We start from the raw sequence: 22874 nt of genomic DNA on the forward strand, positions 1-22874 counted from the left end.
GATCTTAGTAACGCTAACCCAGCTTACTATTTAATTATGCGTAAAAGCGTGCAAAATATCGCTTGCAGATGCATTGTAAACATCCTGGCTCATTACGTACTCCAATATTTCTTCCAGCGCATGTATTCTATGCGGCTGCCCGAGTAACCATGGATGAATGTTGAGCGTTAACATTCGGCCTCCTTGAGTTTGCGCCTCTTGTAATAGAAAGTCACAGGCATCCTTTATTTGTTCAACATAAGAGGATTCTGAATGTAGATTGGTGTCTAGAATGAACTTGTCTTCTAGCTCATTTGAGAGGGGCATAGCCCACAGGTTTTTGGTTTTCGTTATAAACTCGAAGGGCATGTCGTCGTTAACCCAATCGCAAAAATACTCAATACCGTTATCGGCAAGTAATTCAGGCGTATTTTCGCTTTCATTACGGGCAGGACTCATCCAGCCGGTAACGTTTTGATTAGACAAGGTTCTTAGTTCGTCTAGTGCTTGGGTAATAATCGCACTTTCTTGCTCTTTGTCTTGCCCGCCATAGTGCAACGCATCCATGTGCATGCCGTGACACAATATTTCGTTACCGCGCTCTTTAATGGTGTCTAGTAAATAAGGGCTACGTTTAGCTAGCTCTGTATTAAAGGCGAAGGTTGGGGTGACCCCATATTTATCAAACGCTTTTAAGAACCGATATATCCCAACTCGGTTGCCGTAATCGCGCAAGCTAAAGTGGCGTAAATCGGGATAGGGCATCGTCATTCCGCCGGGGACTGCAAACGGCACGCCTTTTTGATCGAGCGGGAAAAACTGCAAGGGCACGTTTATCCACAAAGCTAGTTTTTGACCACCTGGCCAGTTGACTTGCTTACGATCGGTCAACATAGACCATTTATAACGGTCGTGGTCCATACCGTACTGGCGGCGAGGATATTCTAAATGTGATTTGTCTAAGGCCATTATGCGATCCTTTGTTTTTTTGCGGCAATATCAACTAAAGCATCATCAAAATAATGCTCTAAATAATACTCAGCAATTTCACGACCCGTAGTTACCCATACATCTTCATGGCTGGTGATATAATCGAGTGCTTCTTCATAGGCTTTCATTCTATGCGGGCAGGCTACCTGATAGTTATGTGTTGGAATGCACATAATAGTGCCTGACTCTTCGCCTTCTTTATAAAGTTGGTCAAAGTTATTCTTGAGCATTTGCCTATAGCGGCGAGGCTCAACTTTATTGACTACATAAGCAATGGTGTCGTTCATTTCTAATGAATAAGGAATAGACACGAATTTTTTATCGCTGCGCAAATTAATAGGCGTAGGTTGATCATCATGAAACAAATCGCAGGTATAAATTCCGCCGTCGTTGCCAAATAGTTCGGTCCCTACTTCAGCAAACAAGTCTAAGGTGTTTTCAGAATGCGACAGTGCGGGAGCTAAATAACCCGCGCATTTTTGTTGAGTATGCTTGTAAATGGTGTCCATCGCGTCTTTTATCATGTCTCTTTCTTGTTGCTCTGACATGCCGTAAGTATAGCGAGTGTTATAAATGCCGTGGCTGAAAAACTCCCAATCGCGCTCTTTGCACAATTGAATAATTTCAGGATGGTGGTCGCATAAGGCGGTAGACAAAGAGATTGATCCACGAATTCCGTATTTGTCTAACAGCGCCATTTGCCGCATATGACCCACCCTATTACCATAGTCTCGAATACTATAGCCTTGGGTTGCCGGATATGGCTGAGGCCACGCTTTGCGGCTTGGGTTTACGGGCGGATTCAACTCATAAAATTCAATGTTGGGGGCGACCCAAAACGCGAGTTTTTTACCCCCTGGCCAGCGTATTTTAGGGCGATTTTGGTAGGGCCAATAATCGTAAAAACCGGGGTCGTTTTTCATCTTGCCTCCTGCTAATTTTAATTGTCTTGGCTATTTAACCACTGCGTAACTTCTTCTAACTCCAGCACATCAGCGTACTTTAATGACAGGTCAGTAAGATTGGCAAAGTGGTAGCTTTCATGCTTGTCAGCCACACATTCCTCTATTACGATGGTGCGATAACCGCGCGATAAGGAATCAACCGCAGTGGCTCTGATACAGCCCGATGTGGAGCCGCCGGTAAGAATAACGGTATCTACCTTATGCCAAACAAGTAACGATTGCAGCTGAGTTTCAAAAAACGCCGAGGGCATTTTTTTCAAATACACAGCGTCGGTGCTTCTATCAATTTCTAGGCGATCATCAAATTCATTGCGTCTTGAATTAAATTTAATATTTTGAAGTGAGTCGGGCGTGTTTGTGCGTGTGCCCCAAATGCCTGCATCTTGAGCATTGTCCATGTAGGCGACATGCGTCCACACTACCGGCCAATCTAAAGCGCGAAACTTCTTAGCCAGTTCGTTGGTGTAATACATTTGGTTAGGATCTGTCTCATACGCGGTGTTAAATTCGCCCACCATGGTGTAGGCCTTTTGCGGATCGACATTCACTAAAACGGCTTTATTGCCAAATCCAAAACGCTTGCGCGCTGGATTATTTTTCACTTCATAGTAAATTTCTTTTGCTGTTTTATTCGTCGTTTCCATAAGTTTCCTCGCGCGCGATTGATAATTATCATGGGCTTTTGTGCCGTTAGTGGCAACATCAACTTGGTTTCATTAAAACCACACTGGTCAAATTAGTTAAAAAGTGCTATTGATATAACAATTGTGTTTATAACCTAAGTAGCACCGATTTTGCAAGCCTATATTAGGCAAGATTTAAATATATAGATAATCATAAAGAGTCGACAATGAAACATAGAACTATACGTGGCACTATTTTATATACGAGTAAAAAACCAGACCGCATGGACCAAGAAAGAGGCCGTGAGTTTTTTACCATAACTTCCCAAAGCGACGGCACAATGGTCATGCATGCTCACTGCGAAATTGATGATGAGCCCAACGTTATTCGTGACGTTGTGCAAGCAATGAACGCAGACTCAAGCCCGATTGATTCAAGCGTGCGCATAACCGTTGGCGATAAATATGAAGGTTCAGGTTGGATGCGATTTACTGACTCTTATGTTGAATGTGAAACGCACAACCAAAGAGATGGGCGAATTACTCAGCGTATTGAATTAAGCGATAAAGTGAAATGGTTACAGGCGCATCCTATTGTGGCCGATGCTTTGTTAATGAAGCTTTATGATTTAAGCCAAGGGCTCGGCAAAACTTTTTTCTCCAATCTTTACTTAACCTCTCCCGATCATCGAGGAGCAACGGGCCCACTGCTGTTTAAAACAGGGTTTGGTATTCGCTATGTAGGCGAGGAGTCCATCACCGTAAAAGCGGGTACTTTTAACGCCAGACATTTTCAGCTTGTTGACACCGCAGGCAATTTACCTGAAGAGCACCCTCCCTACAATTTGTGGTGCACGGCAGACGACGACTATTTATTACTCAGAGCGGGTGTTGAGGGCTACATGCAAACTCACTATGAGCTAATCGATTTTGAAATTATAGGAGAAACCAAATGAGTGCATCTAAAACCCTACCTTCATGGAATGTATTAACTAAACATGAAGTATTCCCCACTGCAGATCATGATGAAGTGGCTAGGCTTAATTTTCTAACTCACCTAAACGTTTACTTAAGTGCGCAAGTGCTGCCGGGTGTGCGAGTGGCCTATGAGAAAGAAGTCAAACCAAACTTTGTAAAGCAAAAGGGGCGTGAGCCAGAGACACGACATGAAATTCGCAAAGCGATGATGGCTAACAAGTATTTCCAAATGTGGAGTGCGCTGCGCAGAAATACTATGGAAATGCGTCATCAAGCAGCTCGTGGCCAAGTACTAAGACAAATAGAAGACTTAGTTGAAAAAGTGTCACGTCTTAATAAAGATGCAGACACGCTAGAGCTAAACCCCAGTATTGAAATCCCGGAAAACGTAGGCTCTGTCGACATTCATTGCCAACCTGGCTGTTATTACACGGAATATTTTGAAGACGATGTCACGGTAGCGGCAAGCTACGATATTGGCTTATTTGCGACCACTGCAGGTTTATTAGGGGCATTAAGTGACGGCGGCGGACAAGCAATAGGCAAATGGTTAAAAGAATCCCACAGCAATTTTAAGCCCAAGCGTATTTTGGATGTGGGATGCACCATTGGCCATAACGCAGTTCCATTGGCGCAAGTTTTTCTTGATGCCGAAGTGATTGCAATTGACGTGGCGCGTCCTAGCCTGCGTTATGCGCACGCAAGAGCAAAGTCTTTAGGCGTGAATAACATTCGCTTTGTGCAAGCAAACGCTGAAAACCTCGATCAGTACGATGATGAATCGTTCGATTTGATCACAACATCCATGTTCCTGCACGAGCTATCACACAGCTCTATGCCTAAAATTTTAAAAACGATTAACCGGCTTCTTAAACCAGGTGGTTTAATGCTGCATTTAGAACAGCCTCAGTATGAAGGCATGGACTTATATCAGCAGTTCGCGCGCGATTGGGACACCTACAACAACAACGAACCCTATTGGGGACCCATGCACGACCTAGACTTAAAGGCCATGTTCACCAAATGCGGATTCAACGCTACCGACATGTTTGATATAGGCCTTGTGTCGATGGTGGATGAAAAAATATTCGGCAAGCGTGAAGCAGACGATGAGGGTGAAGATTACGGTAGAGCACCTAAGTGGAACGCTTACGGTTTGTGGAAAAAGTAATTCGAATTCAAAGGAATAATTATGACAGATATTAATAAGCTCGATTTAGCGGGCACTAAAGCTAAAGGCCAACGGCCTTACTTTTTAGAAAATAAGCAAACCGAGCAGGTCATGTCCATTGCTATGGCGCTGTCGATGGAGTTAACCGTTACACGAGAAAGAGTCGGCACATTGGAGTGCTTGCTTGAAGAAAAAGGCGTGTTAACACGTACCGAGATTAATAGTTATCAACCAAATAAACAAGAAGTGGCGAAACGGAGTAGCGATACTCAAGTCTTCTTAGCACGTATTTTAAGAGTGTTACAACAAGATAGAGAAGAAATGCAAGGCAACGATCCTACGATGGAAGAAGTACAAGAGTGGCTCACTCGAGAAACATAACCGCACTTTCGTAAAATTAAGTTGCCAAAAAAGCGACTTAATGTGAGCTCTTAGAGGATGTTAGGTACACCTAAGAGCTCGCAAATTTAACAACTAAATTACATGCTGCTTCTCGCGGATTTTTGTTTTTCCTTTTTTTGTAAGCCTCTCAGGAGATTTTTCCCCGCCAGTCAAATAATTTAAAGCTCAATATTTCATTACAGATATTTAATTATGACAAATATCAAAAACGGCCTTCATCAAAGCTAATTAAGAGGATTATTTTGTTATGTTAATTATCTAACAACTTAGAGGAAACAACATGTCGAAATTAAAACTTAAGGAAACTTTTCCACTACTCGCTCGTCATGAGGGCGTTTGGGAAGGATGGTACAGGCACTTTGATATAAACGGTGATCAGATTGACATCCATAAATCAAAATTAGTTTGTCGTATTCCCGAGGACAAGCCCAATATTTATCATCAAACCAATCATTACACTTGGGAAAATGGTGAAACGGATATTCGCGATTTCATGGGTGAAGCTCACGAAGATAAATTGGTTTTCGACAACGAAATTATTACCGGTTGGGCGGCAGAGGTGACGTTAGATGAGCACCGCCGAACCATGATGCTGCATTGGACTCGTGTGGGCGAACCTCGTACTTATTTATATGAAATGATCCACTTGTCAGACTGTGGGCAGTTTAGGTCCCGCGTATGGCAGTGGCTTCAAGACGGCAAAACACTCAAGCGCACCTTAATAGACGAACAAAGGACGTCTAACGACTGGCGCGGTCACTAAAGTTGACCTAGTGATTGCCATTTATCAATTTTCTATTTAACTACTATCTAGAACGTTTGACATTACCTCCTTCTAGATTTAAATTTGTCCGGACAAATTAATTTAAGGCACAACACTATGACCACTATCGTCGTACTATTTAATTTAAAAGCCAGTGCAGATGTATCTGCATATCAAGATTGGGCTAAACAAATAGATATTCCTACCGCAAGCGGTCTACCTTCAGTCGATGTATTTGAAGTGCTTAAATCAGAAGGCTTGTTAATGAGTGAGGGCAAACCTCCCTATCAATATATAGAAATTCTAAAAGTAAATGATATGGAACAGTTTGGTAAAGATGCCGGCTCTGAGGTTATGCAAAAAGTGGCCGCACAGTTTCAAGAATTTGCAGACAATCCACTGTTCATTATGACATCGAAACTATAAGAGGTTGCCATGTCTATTTATAAGGAATTGAAAGGTAAGGTGGCCGTAATTACCGGCGCGGGTCGCAAAGCAGGCTTAGGCGAAGCCATGGCTAAACGTCTAGCGCAAGAAGGTTGCAAAATTGTTATCACCGATATTGGTTATGCCGATTCCAAGCACGCGCCTGACACAGCCGTGGGTACAAGCGCAGAAATGCAGCAAATTGTGGATGAAATAGTCGCCGCAGGCGGTGAAGCAACAAGTGTTGTATGCAACGTTTTAAAGGACGAAGACGTGGCCGGGGCGGTGAGTTTTGCCGTTGAAACCTACGGAAAACTCGATATTTGGATAAACAACGCAGGCGTTGGTTTCTTAATGAAGCCTATTTTAGAAATGGATGTAAGCGAATGGGACACCGTCTTAGGCGTTAACTTACGCGGCACATTTTTAGGCATTAAATATGCAGCCCAGCAAATGGTTAAACAAGGTCACGGCGGCAAAATCATTAATATTGGCTCACAAGCTTCCAAGTCTGCTTTTGCACATGCTTCGGCTTATACCACTTCAAAACATGGTATGAACGGACTCACCAGAGTGGCCGCGCAAGAGCTTGGCCCTAACAAAATTAACGTGAATGAAATTTGCCCAAACCACGTTACGACTGGTTTGGGTGCTTGGCAAAATGAGCATTTTTCACAAGTAAGCGGCAAAGGCTATGACAAATATATGCAAGACATGCGCGACCGCATTCCACTAGGCCGGCCAGGAGAGCAAGAAGATATTGCCAAAGCCTGTGCGTTTTTGTGTTCCGACCAAGCCATTTATATTACTGGTGAATGCATGAACGTGTCGGGTGGTGAAGAGTACCACTAAATTATTTTGTTACCGTTTACCACCTAAATAAGAGAAAAAATTATGACGAAAAGTTACCAATGGCCCGAAAATAAACGCTTAGCAATGTCTATTGTAGTGAATTTTGAAGAAGGCTCAGAATATAACATCAAAGATGGCGATAAGGGCATGGAGCCCGTAGATGAGCTGCAAGTTTATTTGAAAAAGCCGATGCGTAACTATGGTAACGAGTCTAATTACCAGTATGGCATTAAAGAAGGTGCTGACCGGATCATAAGCCTCTTAGATAAATACGATGTGCCAGCAACATGGACTGCAGCTGGTTTAAGCTTAGAGCGCGCTCCACAAATTGCTGATGCAATTAAACGCAGACGCGATGAAACATGTTCGCATGGCTATAGATGGACATTTCAATTTCGCATGGACGAAAACGAAGAGCGCCAGTTTATAAAAGATGCCGTGACGAGTATTCAAAAAAGTACCGGCAAGCGTCCACTAGGGTGGCTGTCGCGTTATTTGCTAACTGAAAATACGCGCAGACTACTGCAAGAAGAAGGTTTTTTGTACCACATGGACGATTACAGTGCCGATGCTCCCTTTTGGGGTGCGGTTGAAGGTTCCGACGAACCTATGATAATTGTGCCATATGCGCTTGATTCTAACGATATGAAAATGTGGGTTGCGCCTTCATTAACACCGGCAGATTGGCTGCAGTATGCCAAAGACACCTTTGACGTATTGTGGGCAGAAGGTCTTGAAAAGCCTCGCATAATGAGTCTTGGTTTACATTTAAGAATTATTGGTCGCCCAGGTCGTATTGGCGCTTTCGAGCAGTTCTTAGAATATGTCAATCAAAAAGAGGACGTCTGGTTTGCTACTCGCGTGCAAATTGCCAATCACTTTGCAACAAACGTTGCTTCGACCACTTTCGAAAAGTCTTCGTCCACTAACTTATCGCAGGAAAATAAATGGGTCCTTTAATTCGTTCTTTATTATTTGTGCCGGGCTCGCGTCCCGAGCGCTTCGAAAAAGCGCTCGGCGCCGGAGCCGACATGATCTGCATCGACTTAGAAGATGCCGTGTTACCGCAGGATAAAAACACCGCAAGACAGGCAGTGGTCGAGTTTTTACGAGGTCTAGATGTTTCAGTTAAACACAAAGTGTGCGTGCGAGCTAATCCGCTTGATACCGCCGAAGGACAAGCTGATTTAGCGGCACTGTCATCCACTAAACCGGCGCTTGTCATGTTAGCTAAATGCACAAGCCCAGAACAAGTTTTAGGTGCGCAAAATCAGTTGAATTCGCCAAGCACTAATATTTTACCGCTAATTGAAACTATTGAAGGCCTAGACAATGCAGATGCCATCGCAAGCGCAAGCTCGTGTGTAAAAGCTATCATGTTTGGCGGCGGTGATATGTCGGCTGAACTGCGCTGCGAATTTAGCTACGAGCCATTATTGTTCGCCAGAAGCCTACTTGTAAAAGCCGCTGCCAAAGCCAATGTCGCGCTAATTGATGTGCCTTACATCGACATAAAAGATGTACAAGGACTGATTGACGAAACCGTTAAAATTAAGGCATTAGGTTTTACCGGCAAAGCCGCAATTCATCCGTGCCAAATAGCAGACATTCACACTGCATTTGCACCTACACAGGCGCAATTCGAGCACGCTAAACAAGTGGTAGACGCTGCATTAAAAAATGATGGTGGAGCCTTAGTGGTGAATGGAAGAATGATCGACAGACCCATCATAATTGCCTGTGAGCGAATTCTTGAACTCGCGCAGCAGGCGGATAAATAACTCTAACTTCAGACAAAAAAAGAGAGACCCTAATGGTACAAAATGTAAAAAAAATCAGTGAAAACCGCTATCGTGAAACTTTCGGTCGTCACTACGAAGAATTTAAAGTAGGTGACATTTACGAACATCGCCCGGGTCGTACAATCACAAAAACCGACAATACATGGTTTACGTTATTAACCATGAATACCCACCCAATGCACTTTGATGATGAATATGCAAAAGGCAGTGAGTTTGGCAAGTGCATAGTGTGTTCACCGTTTACCGTTGCCTTAATGGTAGGCATGAGCGTGACCGATGTGAGTCAAAAGGCGATTGCAAATTTGGGCTGGGATGAGATTAAACTTACTTATCCATTGTTTGAAGGCGACACACTTATCGCTGAATCAGAGGTGCTTGAAAAGCGTGAATCTAAATCAAGACCAGGGGCCGGTATTGTTACCGTAAAAACGACAGGTTTTAATCAAGACGGCAAAATGGTTGGACATTTTGTACGCAGAATGCTGATCGCCAAAATAGGCCATTCGGTCGAAGATAAAGTGAATTATTAAGAGGTATATCATGTCTGAAGTATGGTCAAAAGAAGATGAATCAGCAATATTGGATATGATCAACAAATGGGTCGAAAAAGAAGTAAGACCTATTGCTAAAGAGTATGATCATGAAGATAAATATCCGCATCATTTAGCCGAGCAAATGAAAGAGTTGGGATTATTTGGTGCAACGGTGAGTCAAGAATACGGCGGCCTTGGGCTACCGGCGTCTATTTACGCTAAAATTGTAATGAAAGTGGCCTCTGCATGGATGGCGCCTAGTGGCATTTTTAATTCTCACTTAATTCAAGCATCGGCCATTGAGCGCTGCGGTACGCAGCAACAAAAAGAACGCTTTTTACATAGAATGGTCACCGGTGAAATGCGCGGTGGGATTGCGTTAACTGAACCTAACGCGGGTACTGACCTTCAAGCAATTAGAACAGTAGCCGTGCGCGACGGTGACGATTATATAATCAACGGTGCTAAAACATGGATCACTAACTCTTTAAACGGTAACTCTTTAGCAGTGCTCGTTAAAACAGACTTAAAAGCAGTGCCAGCGCACAGAGGCACCAGTTTGTTTATTGTTGAGACCAAAGATGCCGATGGCAATCCTAAGCCTGGTATTACCATTACAAAAATGAAGAAATTTGGCTACCGCGCAATCGATACATGCGAAGTGAGCTTTGAAGATGTAAGAGTGCCCGCAGCTAACTTGGTGGGTGAAAAAGAAGGCAGTGGATTTTTACAAGCTGTTGGTGGACTAGAGTTAGGGCGTATTAATATCGCAGCGCGGGGAGCCGGTATTGCCCAAGGTGCAACCGAACTTGCAGTGCGTTATGCCCAAGAGCGTGAAACCTTTGGTGTACCCATTTGTAAGCATCAGGCAATTCAATTAAAGCTAGGTGAAATGGCAACGCAAGTAGAAGCCGCCAGACTATTAATTGAACACGCTGCTGCTAAGTACGACGCCCACGAGCGCTGTGACATGGAAGCGGGTATGGCCAAATACTTCGGTTCTGAAGCCGGTGTATATTGCGCTAACGAAGCAATGCGTATATTTGGTGGTTTTAGCTATTCGGTTGAATACGACATAGAACGCTATTATCGCGACGCTATGCTGATGTGCATAGGCGAGGGTACTAACGAAATGCAGCGCATTATTATTGCTAAGCAGCTTATTGAGCGCCATAAAATTTAGACGTTTTATACCGCTGGTGATTGGCATATTCATTCGTATGCTGAGTAACCAGCGACTTCCCCCCCCCACACATTATAATCTATTGCGAACATGCAATTTATAGGAAACATTATGAGTAATTTGCCCCTTAAAGGTATTCGCATTATCGCAGTTGAACAATATGGCGCAGGCCCCTATGGCTCAATGTATTTGGCTGATATGGGCGCAGAAGTTATAAAAATAGAAAACCCTAAAATTGGCGGCGATGTGTCTAGGCAAACCGGACCCTTCTTTTTAGGGGACAACGATAGTTATTTTTTCCAAACATTTAACTTAAACAAAAAGAGCCTTACGCTCGATTTGAAATCACAAGACGGTCGCAAAATTTTTGAACAGCTAGTTGCTTCAGCAGACGCGGTCACCAATAATTTACGCGGCGACCAACCTGAAAAACTCGGTATTACCTATGACAAGTTAAAGTACATTAACCCAAAAATAGTGTGTGGTCACCTATCGGCATATGGCCGCGACAACGACCGCGCTAGCTGGCCTGGCTATGACTATTTAATGCAGGCTGAAGCTGGCTTAATGTCATTAACAGGTGAGCCTGGTCAAGCACCAGCCCGATTTGGCCTGTCGATGATTGACTTTATGACTGGCGCAGTAGCCTCTTTAGGCTTAACCGCTGCTTTACTTGGTGCCCATAAAACCGGACAAGGACGCGATGTCGACGTGTCTTTATTTGACGTAGCGCTGCATCAATTATCTTACCCTGCAACTTGGTATTTGAATGAGCAATACGTAGTTGAACGAGCTCCACGCTCGGCGCATCCAGCCACAGTACCGTGCCAGCTATATAAAACTAAAGACAGCTTTATATTTTTAATGGCTATGACCGACAAATTTTGGGGTGTATTGGTTGACCTACTAAACGATGACTTGTTGAAAGGAACGCGTTTTGCCAAGGTGGCAGGCAGACGTGAAAACCGTGATCTACTCACCCAAGAAATAGACAGAGTACTTTGCACGCACGCCACCGCTCACTGGCTTGAAGTTTTTAAAGGTAAAATTCCTAGTGCTCCTGTATATGACGTGCCTCAAGCGCTTAATAATAGATATGTACACGATGTTAAAATGGTACAAAAAGTGCCGCATCCGCATAACAAAGATATGGAAGTATTGGCTAACCCGATTAAAATGAATGGTAAGCGCCTAACAGGCAAAGCCTCTGTTGAAATGGGACACAACACCCAAGAGCTATTAACTGAGCTGGGGTATAATCAACAGCAAATTGACGAACTAAAAGCTGCTGGAACTATCTAAACATGAAACTGCAAGGCATTCGAGTACTCGACTTATCGCTTTTTTTACCCGGTCCGCATTTTACCATGATGATGGCCGACCATGGCGCTGAGGTTATTAGTCTCGAACCACCTGGCGGCGAACCTGTGCGGCACATTGGCTTACAACAAAACGGCGAGTCGGTATGGTTTCGCAATGTGTTTCGTGGTAAGAAAAGTATCAATTTAAATTTGAAAAGCTCAGCGGGCAAAGCCGCTTTTCTCAAACTGTGTGAAAACGTCGATGTGGTTGTTGAAGCTTTTAGACCCGGGGTGGTTGAGCGTTTAGGCATTGATTATAAAAGCGTAATGCAAGTAAATCCTAAAATAGTATATTGCTCTATTTCTGCCTATGGCCAAACTGGCCCTAAGCGATTGCAACCTGCTCACGATTTAAGCATACAGGCCGATTCAGGCGCGGTATTTATTAACGAAGGTCAAGACGGTAAGCCCGCTCAGCCTGCTATGCCGGTTGCCGATATGGCTGGCAGTTTAATGGCTTTTTCGGGCGTATTGATGGCGCTTCTTCGTGCGCAGCAAAGCGGCGAGGGCGACTACATAGATATCTCTATGCAAGACTCGCTAATTGCGTGGTATTCCAATGCAATGGGCTCGGTTTTTGCTGAAAACCGCTCACCAAAGCCTAAGCATGAAAGAAGCTGGGGCGGCGCGGCGATGTATGGCATTTATGAAACCAACGATCAGCGTTATTTAACCTTAGGGGGCAGTGAAGTGAAGTTTGCTGAGAACTTGTTAACTGCACTTAATCGATCCGATTTAATTGAGCTTTGCAAACAACCCCCTGGCGATGTGCAAAATCCGGTTAAAACATTTTTAAAAGAAAGTTTTGGCGCCCAAAGCCTCGCCTTTTGGAGTGATTTTCTCGCCAAGATAGATGTATGTTGGTCACCCGTGCGCGAATTAAATGAAGCAATGCGCGACGAGCATACGCTAAGTCGCGAAATGCTCTTGACCGATAAGCACGGCAACCAGCATTTGGGAGTGCCTATTAAATATGCACAAGAGCCCGCTAATCCTAATTTTGACTTACCAAGCTTTAGTCAACATACGCGAGAAGTACTCGCTCAAATTGGCTATAGCCAAGACGACATCGAAGAAATGAAAACAGCAAGAGCATTTAGTGAATAGCTAGGGCCTAAATTGATGTGGGAAACTGCATTAAGTTGGATTAGGGCTAAAGGGTATTACCGCGTGGTGCTTGAAGATAATACATCTAAGGATAGCCAATGAAACTACATATAGCATTACTAACATTGGTATTATTTTTGAGCGCATGTGCCGCCGTTGATTCAAGCAATAAAGGGGCAAGCAATAATGAGCGAAGCGCAAACACGATGCGCGAAGACATTAACAGCGACCCTATTAATGAAGCCTTATTTCATCAGTGGTTTGGGGCTGAATTTAATAATCATGAACAAAACTGGCAAGATAAAATTGACCTAGAAAAGAACCCCAATTTACAGGTGCACGAGCATATACATCATATATTTGCGCCATTGCCTACACCCGTTCTAAAAGGCACCACTTGTTTTGTGAAGCAATACATGGATGGCGACGCAAGTATGATATATCGCCAGCGTTTATATCAATTTGTACGCAATGACGAAACCTCGTTACTAGAACTAAATATCTATCGCTTCAAAGACGAAAATAAGTTTACAGATGGTCATTTAAACCCCAAATTATACCAGAATCTTCAATTAGACGAGCTTACTAATTATTTAGGCTGCGAGGTCTATTGGGCATATAAAGTAGACGATAACAACGCAGGCTATTTTGATGGTTTTATGAACCATAGTACCTGTGTAATTGTGTCACAGCGAAACGGTAAAACAATATATTTCAACGATACGCTTAAGTTCACCCAGAGCGAAATTTATATTAGCGATAAAGCCGAAGATGAAGATGGTAATTATGTATTTGGTGACAAAGCTGGCATTGCACATAAAAACCGCAAAGTGACTTGCTATCAAGGATGGGGCGGCACGCGTATTGGCGACCAGCAAGCTGATAAAGATGCAGATTGGCTTTTTACTCGCGGACTCCTGCTGCATAGTGAAGGTCAAATAGTGCCAATTCTTGACGACAAAACTCAGGACCGGTCAGGTTATTCGGTGCAGCTTGCTTTATTAACTTACCAATACACCAACGATCCCATTTTTAAATTAGGGCTCATTGAAGACGCAACCGGCAATACCATTACCTACATATGGAATGATCGCGCCAACCCCACCATGGACTTAAATTTACGCTGGATGCAAACCGGTTTAAATAAAAAGCAAACTAGACCGCACTTAAGTTTTTAAGCGCGTTGAGGAATAAGTATGGGTCGTGAAATGGTTATATTAGTTACATTAATCGGTTATAAGATCTTGCTTATTGGTATTGGTTTATGGGCGAGTAAACGTACCCAAACCAGCCAAGATTTTTTTATCGGCGGCAAAACACTCGGTCCATGGGTTGCCGCTATTAGCTCCTCGGCAAGTGCTTCTTCCGCGTGGAGCCTGTTAGGCGTAAGCGGGGCGGCTTATTCAATGGGGCTGTCGGCGTTATTATTGTTTCCTGCCATTGTGGGCGGGTACATCTTCAATTGGTTATGGTTAGCGCCCAAAATAAGAGTATTAGGCAATAAAACCGGCGCTATTACGTTAACGCAGTTATTAAGTGGTAACGGTAAGTATGCTAAAGCAATTGTAATTGCCTGCAGTATTGCCATTATATTCTCGTTTGCCTTTTATGTGGCGGCGCAATTTCAAGCCGCAGGCGGCACTTTTTCTAGTAGTTTTGGTATGTCTACAGAAAGAGCGGTCATTACGGGCACCCTTATTATATTAATTTACACCTTATTGGGTGGATTTTGGGCCGTAAGCGTAACCGATACAGTGCAGGGAATGTTAATGGCCGCTGTGGCTATAATGCTTCCGCTAGTAGCACTGTGGGAAATAGGTGGCCTTGGCGCACTCATAAAAGCATTGCCTGAGGTTTATTCAAGTGCTCAGTTGTCTTTTAGTGGTGAGTTTTATGGTTGGGCAGCATTTGCTTTTGTCATTGGAATGCTGGGAATAGGCTTAGGTAATCCGGGTCAGCCTCATGTGGTGAATCGTTTTATGGCGATCGAAAATGACAGCGACATGAAAACTGCAAAATGGGTCGGTATTGGCTGGCCTATTATTGTGTATGGCGGCATGCTGTTATTAGGGCTTTGTGCGCGCGTTTTATTGCCGGTAAACGCAAATAGCGAACAGGTTTTATTCGACCTAACCAATTTGTTATTTCACCCTATTGTGGCGGGCGTGATAGTGGCGGCAGTGTTATCCGCTATCATGTCTACCGCAGATAGCCAATTGTTGGTGGCGGCTTCGTCTTTGTCTTACGATTTAAAGCCCGCAAGTAAGCCTAGCAATAGTCTTTTGTGGTCACGGTGCACCGTTGTGATAATGTGCATGGTGTCGCTACTTATTGCTTTGTTTGCGCCTGAAGCTATTTTTTCGCGCGTATTATTCGCATGGGCGGCAATAGGATCAGCATTCGGCCCCTTACTCATTGTTATTTTATGTGGCTATAAGGTGTCAGGAAAATTTCGCTTAGCGGCTATTTTAATTGGATTTTGCGGTACGGTGGCATTTAATTGGCAAGCCAATGCGCCGGGTGATATTTTAGAAAGGGTGTTGCCTTTTGTACTTTCTTTCGCCATTGTATGGTGGGGGCGAGGCGAAAAGCGTATTGATTAATTGGGCTATTTTTTTAGTAAATTTTTTCCTGCGTTCATAAACTTAAAAAGGGGCATTGCCGCCCCTAAAGCTCCTATGTAGTTCAATCGCTAAATTTGGCGGGTTCATCTAGCAGTGTATTAATTTCAATCCAGTAACCGTCAGGGACACGGATCATCGATACCATCACTGAAATTTTTCCACCGTCTGCGCGAGGATAATCCACTAAGTGAGGTGCTTCAATAATCTCAACGTCTTCCAATTTTTCTACACTAGCCCAGCGCGTCTCTAATCTTTCACATTCATGACAATAATAGGATCGCCCGGAACCAGCTCATCAAAATGTTCGGCTCTTTGTGGTTTTAAGGGGTAAATGTATTCAAGGATCCCAAGCACGCCGATGTAATCATCATTGGCTTGAAGCAGCACAAGACGGCGCTTTTTAATCTTGCCGTCTTCCATTGGGCTATTAATCATTTGATCGTAAATAACATTGAGACCAAGTGCATCTTTATAAAGCGCTAAAGACTTGTCAGCATCGTTAACGATTAATGTTGTGCGCTTATCTTCGTCAACAGGAACAGCCATAAGTTGATTACTAACACTTATGATTAGCGCTATAAAAGCAGAAGGTTTGATAAAACTATGCATGATGGGCACACAATTTAGTATATTTAATCTACTATCTAGTGAGACTTACACAGCGGCATTGACATCCGTCAATTCACCGCTCTGCATATTCAAATAATTTGTCTCTGTCTAACAACGTAATTTGATAATTGCTTTCAATCTTAATCAAAGCATCCAATTTTAATTTACTAAAACCCCTACTGGCGGTTTCTAAAGACATACCTAAATAGTCAGCAATATCTTGTCTGCTCATGGGTAAAAAGAATTTTTGTGTTCCGTGCCCAATCCTATATTGCATATCTAATAAAAAATGCGCCAAACGCTGGTGCGCCGATTTTTGACCCATAACAAAAAGCTGATCTAATATGAGCGAGAGTATGTGGCCTGTAACATCATGATAACGCTGAGCTACTGCCGGGTACTTTGAAAAAACATCTTTCATCATTTGTTTGGTAATTCTAATCACTACGGAATTAGTCAATGTTTTCGCGCTAAAGGAATATGTTGGACGCTCTGAAAGACCCAGTAAATTGCCGGTAAACAGAAATGCAAACACTTGCCTAGAGCCTGAAGCGGTGCAGCGCTCTAACATGATTGAACCGGTTTCTGGTATATAAACATATTCCGACTTATCTTTTTCTCTAAATACATAGTCACCAGTTGCTAACGATACCTCTTCAGCCTCCTTCGCTAATTCTTCGATAAAGGCAGTAGCTCCTTCAACATCACTAAAGCGGCTACCAAAGCAGGATGTGAGTGATGTTTTTATGACAACTTTATTAATATCTAATGCCATGTGATTTCCTATGTATTAGTAATAAAACGTGAACGAAACGCGCGTCATTTATAAGGTTGTAAGCGCAACAATCACGTAAACTTATGCCATTTATAGAACAAGGCAAAATGTTCATTTGCAAATTTGTACGGACAAATTTATAAATCCTAGAATTACATGAACTGAGGGGAAAATAAAGGGTTCTGTGTTAATTAACTCCTCTTTATGGGAAAAAGTAGTTAATTGACACTAGGGTGTGTTGATCTTTGCAGTATTAAAAACAAGCGGCATGTAGATAAGGTATAATTAATTCCACCAAGAATAAACGATAGCAAACCTACATGCCTAGTTTAATGTTAACAGATGAGACATGGAATGTCTTATCCAGAATAATGCACTTAAGTGGTTGAATTTATAATAAGCCAGAGTATAGAAAAACGCTCGAATGCATACTGTTCAAGATGCGAACAGGTATTCCATGGCGCGACCTACCGCCTTACTTTGGTAAGTGGAGCGCTGTTTTCAGGCGGTTTAACTTATGGTCAAAAAAGGATGTTTTGAACGAGCTGTTTCGCGTACTTACTCGTTATGCTGACACCGATTGGTTATTTATTGATGGCAGTATTATAAGAGCGCATCAGCATAGTACCGGCGCGGCCACCGCTGATGATGAGTCGATAGGAAAAAGTAGAGGTGGGAATTCCACCAAAATTCACCTTGCGGTGGATAGCGGTGGTTTGCCTGTTTACTATGAATTATCTTGTGGAAATACGCATGATATTGTCCATGGCGAGTCGCTAGTAGCCAATTCGCCTGCCAGCAAAATAGTGGTTGCAGACAAAGGTTGCAGTAGTGAAAAACTAAGGGATTATATTCGTGAAAATGACGCTGCACCCGTTATTCCGCGAAAGGTGAACAGTTTAGTGGGCAATGACGATATTGATTGGTGTATGTATAAATATCGTCATTTGGTTGAGAACGCCTTTGGCCGAATTAAACAATATAGGGGGGTAGCCACGAGATATGAAAAGCTAGAACGAAACTACCATTTAATGGTCGCTCTCGCGTTTGCCATGATGTGGCTACCCATGTGGGCTGATTAATTTATGTACAGCAAAGATCAACACGCCCTAGTGTACCTGTCAAGTTACTTGATGCGCTTTACAGGCAATCTAACTGAGGAGTTATGATAATTACTGCTCTGCATTACCAATGAACTACGAATCAATCTTTTTAATGCTAATGTCTTAATTTTGTTATCAAAAATTAGATTGTTTCAAAATACATTTGTTTCCTTAAACTTGCCAATAATCACAATAATTTTTCTTCATTTATAAACCCACAACAGTCTGGCGAAGGTTGTCAGTATTTAGCTATTGTCATGGATTTATGCGGTCGACGAATTGTAGGTTGGCATATCTCAAGTCGTATGACAACAGACTTGGTTGAGCAAGCTTTTTCTAAAGCACGCAGCCTACGCCAGCCTCCAAAAGGCTTTTTTTCATAGTGATAAAGGCTAGCAATATACGAGTAAGCGCTTTAGAAAGCTATTAAGGGACTTAAATTGCCGAGCTAGCATGGGTGATGTAGGTGCGTGTTGGGACAATGCTGTTGTTGAAAGATTCTTCGGCAGTTTAAAGCACGATTGGTCGTTTAAAATAGCGCAACCAACACGAGAACATATGAAGCAAGATGTGGCTGCATTTATTAAATATTACAATCTGGAGCGGTTGCATTCGTCGAACGGCAATCAATTACCGATTGAATTTGAAAATTCCTTTAGAAAAGTGGCCGGTTGGACTTGACCAGAACAAACTACTTTTGTTTTTGGCTACTCGAACTACTGAGCGTGCGCCGTGTATCAGCAATGTCTTAAGATAGGTATCACCTCGTTTACTGATACCCAATAGCATCGGTCTTCCTCCGCTTGAGTGTCGTCGAGGAACAAGGCCCAACCAAGCAGCTAACTCTCGGCCAATGCAAAGAATTTTACACAGTCTCTGACTATATTCATTGTTACTATGCCAAACATTGATTTGCGTCTCTAAATCACTGACTTGCCCCTCGAGCACCATTAAGCGCGCATGGAGGCGTTTGAGCAAATCAGTAAACGCACTGGGCAATTCATGCTCTGGTGAATCAAGTAACATCAGCATATCCTTCCTAACATATTTAATGCCTTGAGGAATAGTGATGCCATACTCGCCAAGCAACCCTCGTATCTGATTTGCTTGTGCCATTCTTGCTTTATCAAAATCTTGTCTGGCCCTATGCAGGGATAATATAGCTTGTTGCTCTGCATTTTTAATCGCGACGAACCGCATAGTGGGTCGCGTTACCCCTTCGCAGATTGCCTCCGCATCTGCCGCATCCGTTTTATTCGCTTTGACGTGTGGTTTCACAAACTGAGGAGCCATCAGTTTTACGGTGTGCCCCATCGCTGTAAGTTTCCTTGCCCAATAATGGGTTCCACCGCAGGCTTCCATACCAATTGTACACGTTGATAATTTGATGAAGTAAGTGAGAACTTGGTTACGTCTGAGTTGTTTCTTCAAGACGGTTTTACCAGAGTGGTCTACGTCGTGGATCTGAAAAACATTTTTAGCTAAATCTATACCAATAGTTGTGATAGTCATTGCTTACGCCTCTTCTAATTGATGAAAAATACAACAACATTTTGCCACCATGTTTCTACTTTGGGAAGGGAGGCGACCATTCCATTAGTCTGTGCCTGAGAAGGACTGAAAGAAAACAATTCTAACTCAATAATGCAAATAGCCCTTCTTTGACGCAATGATTCAATAGGTCTCTTTGCACGCAAAGTCGCATGAAACTTTGCAGAACGCTTTAGTAATTATTTACCACTGAATGTAACAGATGTTAGGATAACGGAATTAAAAATCTTTTAATGGAGCAAGCACGATGAAAGCGCCTTTCTTTTATAATCCCTATGATGCCTTGCCAAAGGCTCCTGAGTTTAAGTTGCTGTCTGTTGATATTGTTGAAGGAGGTGTTATGCCTGCACCTCAATTGAGTAAGGCGTTTGGTGTTGAGGGCGGTGAAGATTGTTCACCCGCATTAAGTTGGCATGGATACCCTAAAGAAACCCAATCCTTCGTAGTTACTTGTTATGATCCAGATGCGCCTACTGTAAGCGGATTTTGGCATTGGGTAGTCTATGACATCCCTGCATCTGTTAATTCGTTGCCAACGGGAGCTGGACAACCTGAAGGTAAGCTCCTTCCAGTAGGCGCCAAGATGTTAATCAATGATGCTGGCTTTAACGGCTATTGTGGCGCAGCGCCTCCCCCAGCGCACGGCGACCATCGTTATATCTTTTGTGTGTCAGCCTTGTCCGTGGAAAACTTACCAATCGATGAGAGTACTTCAGTCGCTGTATGCCATTTTAATATGTTTGGAGCTGGCGTGATTGGCCGGGCGTTTTTAACCGCCCATTTTGGTCGCTAAAGTAGTGTCTGGTCGATGTCGTTTATATTGTGCAGTTTGCTGCAATGTTAGCAACATTGACCCTTTATTAAATATGGAGATGAAAGGATGGCAGAAGCAGGTAGACTTATCGACTGATCGCAAGACGGTTTTTGCGTGTGAAAGAAGCAAATTCTTTATGGCTACTTTCGTTCAAAGGTGTCCAACAAAGTATTAATTTTTAAAATATAACTTCAGAGGCCTTAGCACTCATTAACCATGCTCGAATATTTCGGCATTTTTAGGGGCCTTAGCGTTGATTAGCCATGCAAAGGGCTTTCGTCGGGTTTCGAGAAAAGTGGACATCCGTCCGCGTAAGTTAATCAACATCAAATAAATGCTGTCGAAAAGCAACGTACCTTATTAGTTAACGATCCAGAGCCTTGCCAACGATTAAAAGGATTAGAGGGCGTTGGTGAAGTATGCGTAGCTATAGTTTTCGCTAATTTAGGTGACGGAAAAGGATTTAAAAATGGGCGACAAGCATCCGCTTACGTCGAAGTGACACCGAAGCAATTCAGCTCAGGCGGTAAAGTATCTATACGAGGAATTGATAAAATAGGCGGTAACAAAGAATTAAGGGCCGCGCTATACCAAGGGGCGCTATCTATTATATGTAAGTTGCCTGACAAAGCGAATGCAACTAAACAACGATGGTTAAGCGTGTAGGTAATAGCCCTTGCAAATAAAGCAGTAAGAACCGCATGGGCTTTATTGTCCCCCGGACAGCCATATCAAAAAACCGTGATTTTTTGTTAAACAATCAGATAATATAAAGTTACCAAAAGTTTTAAGCGTTCTACAACAAAAAAGCGATTATAATTGGTTATACCAATCTACTGCGAACCTGCCACATACGGAAGCTATCAAAAGCTACAGAACCAACAAGGACAGTAGATGCGAACACATCGAAGGCTAGAGAATCGCAATCTCATTAAAGAAGCCGAATATACGCTAGCGATTTACCAAATATAATGCAAAAACTTGTTGTGAAACAGGTGGAGTCCATATGAGTACTTGCGAGTTTCCCCGCCTGCGACCCAAGCCTAAATAAGCTCAGCGGTAAAACTGAACCGGCAGTAAATGTAACGGCATCCACCAAGGTTTAATGCTAACTTTTGTACTTCGTTTCTTAAAGTACTCAGCGTATTCCTTGAGGAATGGATTGGCGGCATTGCGAATTTTCACGTGTCGTTTAATGGGTGTGTAGCCAGCTTGATAGAGTATAAGTTGTTCAGTATTATCTTGAACATCTTTGTCCCAAGCGAAAAATCGCCATTGATTCATCTCTACTATAGTGAAATATCGTCTTTTGAGCCATGTGGCGTTCTTTTTCTTGTGTTTACGTTTTATCCAGCGATAAATCGCTTTGAATATCTGAATATCTACTCGATAAAAGACAGCCTTAGAAACAACATGACAATAATACTTTGTTTAACCTTCACCGAAACAGACCAAACCTTACCACTAGCTAGGCAAGCCTAAGCTGCTTGGTTAGTCCACCAAATCACTTCGTTATCTGAAAGAAAAAGATTCACAAAAATGGAATATCACGCTGTAGGGAATTTGAAAATGAGGGCGATATTGCATTTTAAATAGTCAGGTGAAATTGTAATGGTCTAATGTAAACGCGTAAACTTCTGGATGTACAAAATCGATGGGCGTACTTTATTCATTAACTATTTCATCCGCATCGAAACCAGAGCAAGCGCACTACGATCAAATATAGCGATCGTGGCAAGCGGCAAAGTCAAAGAAGTGTTTCTAGTGAATTGAAGCATATACTGTCGCCATTAATACAATAAAGTTTGCCTTTACTAACGATAGAATGTGCAGAAATACGAAAAAGCGCAATCTTAGTCAATTATACTTGAGGAAATTGCGCATTCCATAAAACATAATCAATGATTCTTGGTTCTTTGCTCTATCCATTTGTTTATGGTTGAACGTCTCCACGCTATTGAGTTCGGCCCAAGCCTTATCTCTTTTGGAAAACTTTGTGATTGACGCCAACGCCACAAAGTACTTCCGTTTATACCCAAATATTCAATAAGCTCTTTTCTTCTTATCAAATTACTATTATTGTCTTGCATTATATCTTTTCCGTTATTTTGTGATGTTTCAATCTCCCCCTCTGTCATAATTGTTGTCGCCTTAGTTAATTCACTAAATCAAAGAGAGGTGGCGGTAAGTAAATATAGATGAAGCAGTATCCTTTGGAGCACAAAAAAGCCGTTGTTCAGAAATGGATTAATAGTGATTTGTC

Annotated in this window: 23 protein-coding genes and 4 pseudogenes; 18 read left to right on the forward strand and 9 right to left on the reverse strand. The window is 42.7% G+C overall.

The features are described 5' to 3' along the window. Positions 1-30: 30 nt before the first annotated feature. From BAE46_RS13375 to BAE46_RS13385, 3 genes are read right to left on the reverse strand one after another with little or no spacing between them, the layout of a single operon-like run. Positions 31-948 carry a polysaccharide deacetylase family protein gene (locus BAE46_RS13375; RefSeq protein WP_070113241.1) on the reverse strand — a complete coding sequence of 306 codons (918 nt, stop codon included), beginning with the start codon at positions 946-948 and terminating at the stop codon, positions 31-33. Beyond that, entirely contained in the window at positions 948-1892 is a 945-nt protein-coding gene (locus BAE46_RS13380) for a polysaccharide deacetylase family protein (RefSeq protein WP_070113243.1), read from the reverse strand. Before BAE46_RS13380 ends, BAE46_RS13375 begins: the two co-directional genes overlap by 1 nt. 17 nt (positions 1893-1909) lie before the next feature. Then, the gene (locus BAE46_RS13385) at positions 1910-2578 is read right to left on the reverse strand and encodes an isochorismatase family protein (RefSeq protein ID WP_070113245.1); all 669 of its coding nucleotides are present in this window, start codon (positions 2576-2578) and stop codon (positions 1910-1912) included. A 206-nt stretch (positions 2579-2784) separates the two neighbouring features. Between BAE46_RS13385 and BAE46_RS13390 the strand changes: the two genes are divergently transcribed. The 14 genes from BAE46_RS13390 to BAE46_RS13455 all read left to right on the forward strand — a co-directional run bounded on the left by BAE46_RS13390 (position 2785) and on the right by BAE46_RS13455 (position 15738). After that, a complete protein-coding gene (locus BAE46_RS13390; protein WP_070113247.1) occupies positions 2785-3513 on the forward strand; it encodes a DUF3108 domain-containing protein in 729 nt (242 codons plus the stop codon). Beyond that, positions 3510-4706, forward strand: coding sequence for a class I SAM-dependent methyltransferase (locus BAE46_RS13395; RefSeq protein WP_070113249.1), 1197 nt, complete (start codon positions 3510-3512; stop codon positions 4704-4706). Before BAE46_RS13390 ends, BAE46_RS13395 begins: the two co-directional genes overlap by 4 nt. 21 nt (positions 4707-4727) lie before the next feature. Next, entirely contained in the window at positions 4728-5087 is a 360-nt protein-coding gene (locus BAE46_RS13400; RefSeq protein ID WP_070113251.1) for a hypothetical protein, read from the forward strand. Between the two features lie 301 nt (positions 5088-5388). Then, positions 5389-5871: a DUF3598 domain-containing protein gene (locus tag BAE46_RS13405; RefSeq protein WP_070113253.1), complete on the forward strand. Its 483-nt coding sequence runs from the start codon at positions 5389-5391 to the stop codon at positions 5869-5871. A 117-nt stretch (positions 5872-5988) separates the two neighbouring features. Beyond that, a complete protein-coding gene (locus BAE46_RS13410) occupies positions 5989-6297 on the forward strand; it encodes an REDY-like protein HapK (RefSeq protein ID WP_070113255.1) in 309 nt (102 codons plus the stop codon). Between the two features lie 9 nt (positions 6298-6306). Then, positions 6307-7149, forward strand: coding sequence for an SDR family NAD(P)-dependent oxidoreductase (locus BAE46_RS13415; RefSeq protein ID WP_070113257.1), 843 nt, complete (start codon positions 6307-6309; stop codon positions 7147-7149). A 42-nt stretch (positions 7150-7191) separates the two neighbouring features. Next, positions 7192-8109 carry a polysaccharide deacetylase family protein gene (locus BAE46_RS13420; protein ID WP_070113259.1) on the forward strand — a complete coding sequence of 306 codons (918 nt, stop codon included), beginning with the start codon at positions 7192-7194 and terminating at the stop codon, positions 8107-8109. Beyond that, a complete protein-coding gene (locus BAE46_RS13425; protein WP_070113261.1) occupies positions 8097-8930 on the forward strand; it encodes an HpcH/HpaI aldolase/citrate lyase family protein in 834 nt (277 codons plus the stop codon). The genes BAE46_RS13420 and BAE46_RS13425 overlap by 13 nt, the downstream gene beginning before the upstream one ends. A 32-nt stretch (positions 8931-8962) precedes the next feature. After that, entirely contained in the window at positions 8963-9481 is a 519-nt protein-coding gene (locus BAE46_RS13430) for a MaoC family dehydratase (protein WP_070113263.1), read from the forward strand. Positions 9482-9491: 10 nt separating this feature from the next. After that, positions 9492-10667 (forward strand): acyl-CoA dehydrogenase family protein, encoded by a 1176-nt coding sequence (locus BAE46_RS13435; RefSeq protein ID WP_070113265.1) that lies wholly within the window; start codon positions 9492-9494, stop codon positions 10665-10667. A 111-nt stretch (positions 10668-10778) separates the two neighbouring features. After that, the gene (locus tag BAE46_RS13440; protein ID WP_070113267.1) at positions 10779-11969 is read left to right on the forward strand and encodes a CaiB/BaiF CoA transferase family protein; all 1191 of its coding nucleotides are present in this window, start codon (positions 10779-10781) and stop codon (positions 11967-11969) included. 2 nt (positions 11970-11971) lie between these two features. After that, entirely contained in the window at positions 11972-13135 is a 1164-nt protein-coding gene (locus tag BAE46_RS13445) for a CaiB/BaiF CoA transferase family protein (RefSeq protein ID WP_070113269.1), read from the forward strand. 98 nt (positions 13136-13233) lie between these two features. Beyond that, the gene (locus tag BAE46_RS13450) at positions 13234-14313 is read left to right on the forward strand and encodes a CpcT/CpeT family chromophore lyase (protein ID WP_070113271.1); all 1080 of its coding nucleotides are present in this window, start codon (positions 13234-13236) and stop codon (positions 14311-14313) included. A gap of 18 nt (positions 14314-14331) precedes the next feature. Next, on the forward strand, positions 14332-15738 hold the full coding sequence (locus BAE46_RS13455) for a sodium/proline symporter (protein WP_070113273.1): 1407 nt from the start codon (positions 14332-14334) through the stop codon (positions 15736-15738). An 82-nt stretch (positions 15739-15820) separates the two neighbouring features. On the opposite strand, the gene BAE46_RS15055 is transcribed toward BAE46_RS13455, so the two are convergent. The 3 genes from BAE46_RS15055 to BAE46_RS13465 all read right to left on the reverse strand — a co-directional run bounded on the left by BAE46_RS15055 (position 15821) and on the right by BAE46_RS13465 (position 17143). Continuing rightward, complete coding sequence (locus BAE46_RS15055) at positions 15821-15979, reverse strand: hypothetical protein (protein ID WP_244885023.1); 159 nt, start codon at positions 15977-15979, stop codon at positions 15821-15823. A 26-nt stretch (positions 15980-16005) separates the two neighbouring features. Beyond that, positions 16006-16368, reverse strand: coding sequence for a VOC family protein (locus BAE46_RS13460; protein ID WP_244885024.1), 363 nt, complete (start codon positions 16366-16368; stop codon positions 16006-16008). A 73-nt stretch (positions 16369-16441) separates the two neighbouring features. Next, the gene (locus BAE46_RS13465) at positions 16442-17143 is read right to left on the reverse strand and encodes a Crp/Fnr family transcriptional regulator (protein WP_070113275.1); all 702 of its coding nucleotides are present in this window, start codon (positions 17141-17143) and stop codon (positions 16442-16444) included. A gap of 320 nt (positions 17144-17463) precedes the next feature. Here BAE46_RS13465 and BAE46_RS13470 point away from each other — a divergent pair. Next, a pseudogene (locus BAE46_RS13470) lies at positions 17464-18225 on the forward strand (IS5 family transposase). A gap of 242 nt (positions 18226-18467) precedes the next feature. Beyond that, positions 18468-18927 (forward strand): annotated as a pseudogene (locus BAE46_RS14450) (IS3 family transposase); the annotation flags it as partial. 12 nt (positions 18928-18939) lie between these two features. Here the strand turns inward: BAE46_RS14450 and BAE46_RS13475 are convergent. Next, positions 18940-19758 (reverse strand): annotated as a pseudogene (locus BAE46_RS13475) (IS110 family RNA-guided transposase); the annotation flags it as partial. Positions 19759-20044: 286 nt separating this feature from the next. On the opposite strand from BAE46_RS13475, the gene BAE46_RS13480 reads away from it, so the two are divergent. Beyond that, positions 20045-20590 (forward strand): YbhB/YbcL family Raf kinase inhibitor-like protein, encoded by a 546-nt coding sequence (locus BAE46_RS13480; protein WP_070113279.1) that lies wholly within the window; start codon positions 20045-20047, stop codon positions 20588-20590. A gap of 351 nt (positions 20591-20941) precedes the next feature. Then, positions 20942-21277 carry a transposase gene (locus BAE46_RS14455; RefSeq protein WP_083256885.1) on the forward strand — a complete coding sequence of 112 codons (336 nt, stop codon included), beginning with the start codon at positions 20942-20944 and terminating at the stop codon, positions 21275-21277. A gap of 387 nt (positions 21278-21664) precedes the next feature. Here BAE46_RS14455 and BAE46_RS15250 read toward each other — a convergent pair. Further along, positions 21665-22027, reverse strand: a pseudogene (locus tag BAE46_RS15250) (group II intron maturase-specific domain-containing protein); the annotation flags it as partial. A gap of 482 nt (positions 22028-22509) precedes the next feature. Beyond that, a complete protein-coding gene (locus tag BAE46_RS13490; RefSeq protein WP_083256887.1) occupies positions 22510-22749 on the reverse strand; it encodes a helix-turn-helix transcriptional regulator in 240 nt (79 codons plus the stop codon). Positions 22750-22874 lie beyond the last annotated feature (125 nt).

This window comes from Glaciecola punicea (genome assembly GCF_001756615.1).
In the GTDB taxonomy this organism is placed as follows: Bacteria; Pseudomonadota; Gammaproteobacteria; order Enterobacterales; family Alteromonadaceae; genus Glaciecola; species Glaciecola punicea.

Coding starts and splice junctions, on each gene's coding strand:
- BAE46_RS13375 (WP_070113241.1), bottom strand. CDS start 948: ATGGCCTTAGACAAATCACATTTAGAATATCCTCGCCGCCAGTACGGT.
- BAE46_RS13380 (WP_070113243.1), bottom strand. CDS start 1,892: ATGAAAAACGACCCCGGTTTTTACGATTATTGGCCCTACCAAAATCGC.
- BAE46_RS13385 (WP_070113245.1), bottom strand. CDS start 2,578: ATGGAAACGACGAATAAAACAGCAAAAGAAATTTACTATGAAGTGAAA.
- BAE46_RS13390 (WP_070113247.1), top strand. CDS start 2,785: ATGAAACATAGAACTATACGTGGCACTATTTTATATACGAGTAAAAAA.
- BAE46_RS13395 (WP_070113249.1), top strand. CDS start 3,510: ATGAGTGCATCTAAAACCCTACCTTCATGGAATGTATTAACTAAACAT.
- BAE46_RS13400 (WP_070113251.1), top strand. CDS start 4,728: ATGACAGATATTAATAAGCTCGATTTAGCGGGCACTAAAGCTAAAGGC.
- BAE46_RS13405 (WP_070113253.1), top strand. CDS start 5,389: ATGTCGAAATTAAAACTTAAGGAAACTTTTCCACTACTCGCTCGTCAT.
- BAE46_RS13410 (WP_070113255.1), top strand. CDS start 5,989: ATGACCACTATCGTCGTACTATTTAATTTAAAAGCCAGTGCAGATGTA.
- BAE46_RS13415 (WP_070113257.1), top strand. CDS start 6,307: ATGTCTATTTATAAGGAATTGAAAGGTAAGGTGGCCGTAATTACCGGC.
- BAE46_RS13420 (WP_070113259.1), top strand. CDS start 7,192: ATGACGAAAAGTTACCAATGGCCCGAAAATAAACGCTTAGCAATGTCT.
- BAE46_RS13425 (WP_070113261.1), top strand. CDS start 8,097: ATGGGTCCTTTAATTCGTTCTTTATTATTTGTGCCGGGCTCGCGTCCC.
- BAE46_RS13430 (WP_070113263.1), top strand. CDS start 8,963: ATGGTACAAAATGTAAAAAAAATCAGTGAAAACCGCTATCGTGAAACT.
- BAE46_RS13435 (WP_070113265.1), top strand. CDS start 9,492: ATGTCTGAAGTATGGTCAAAAGAAGATGAATCAGCAATATTGGATATG.
- BAE46_RS13440 (WP_070113267.1), top strand. CDS start 10,779: ATGAGTAATTTGCCCCTTAAAGGTATTCGCATTATCGCAGTTGAACAA.
- BAE46_RS13445 (WP_070113269.1), top strand. CDS start 11,972: ATGAAACTGCAAGGCATTCGAGTACTCGACTTATCGCTTTTTTTACCC.
- BAE46_RS13450 (WP_070113271.1), top strand. CDS start 13,234: ATGAAACTACATATAGCATTACTAACATTGGTATTATTTTTGAGCGCA.
- BAE46_RS13455 (WP_070113273.1), top strand. CDS start 14,332: ATGGGTCGTGAAATGGTTATATTAGTTACATTAATCGGTTATAAGATC.
- BAE46_RS13460 (WP_244885024.1), bottom strand. CDS start 16,368: ATGCATAGTTTTATCAAACCTTCTGCTTTTATAGCGCTAATCATAAGT.
- BAE46_RS13465 (WP_070113275.1), bottom strand. CDS start 17,143: ATGGCATTAGATATTAATAAAGTTGTCATAAAAACATCACTCACATCC.
- BAE46_RS13480 (WP_070113279.1), top strand. CDS start 20,045: ATGAAAGCGCCTTTCTTTTATAATCCCTATGATGCCTTGCCAAAGGCT.
- BAE46_RS13490 (WP_083256887.1), bottom strand. CDS start 22,749: ATGACAGAGGGGGAGATTGAAACATCACAAAATAACGGAAAAGATATA.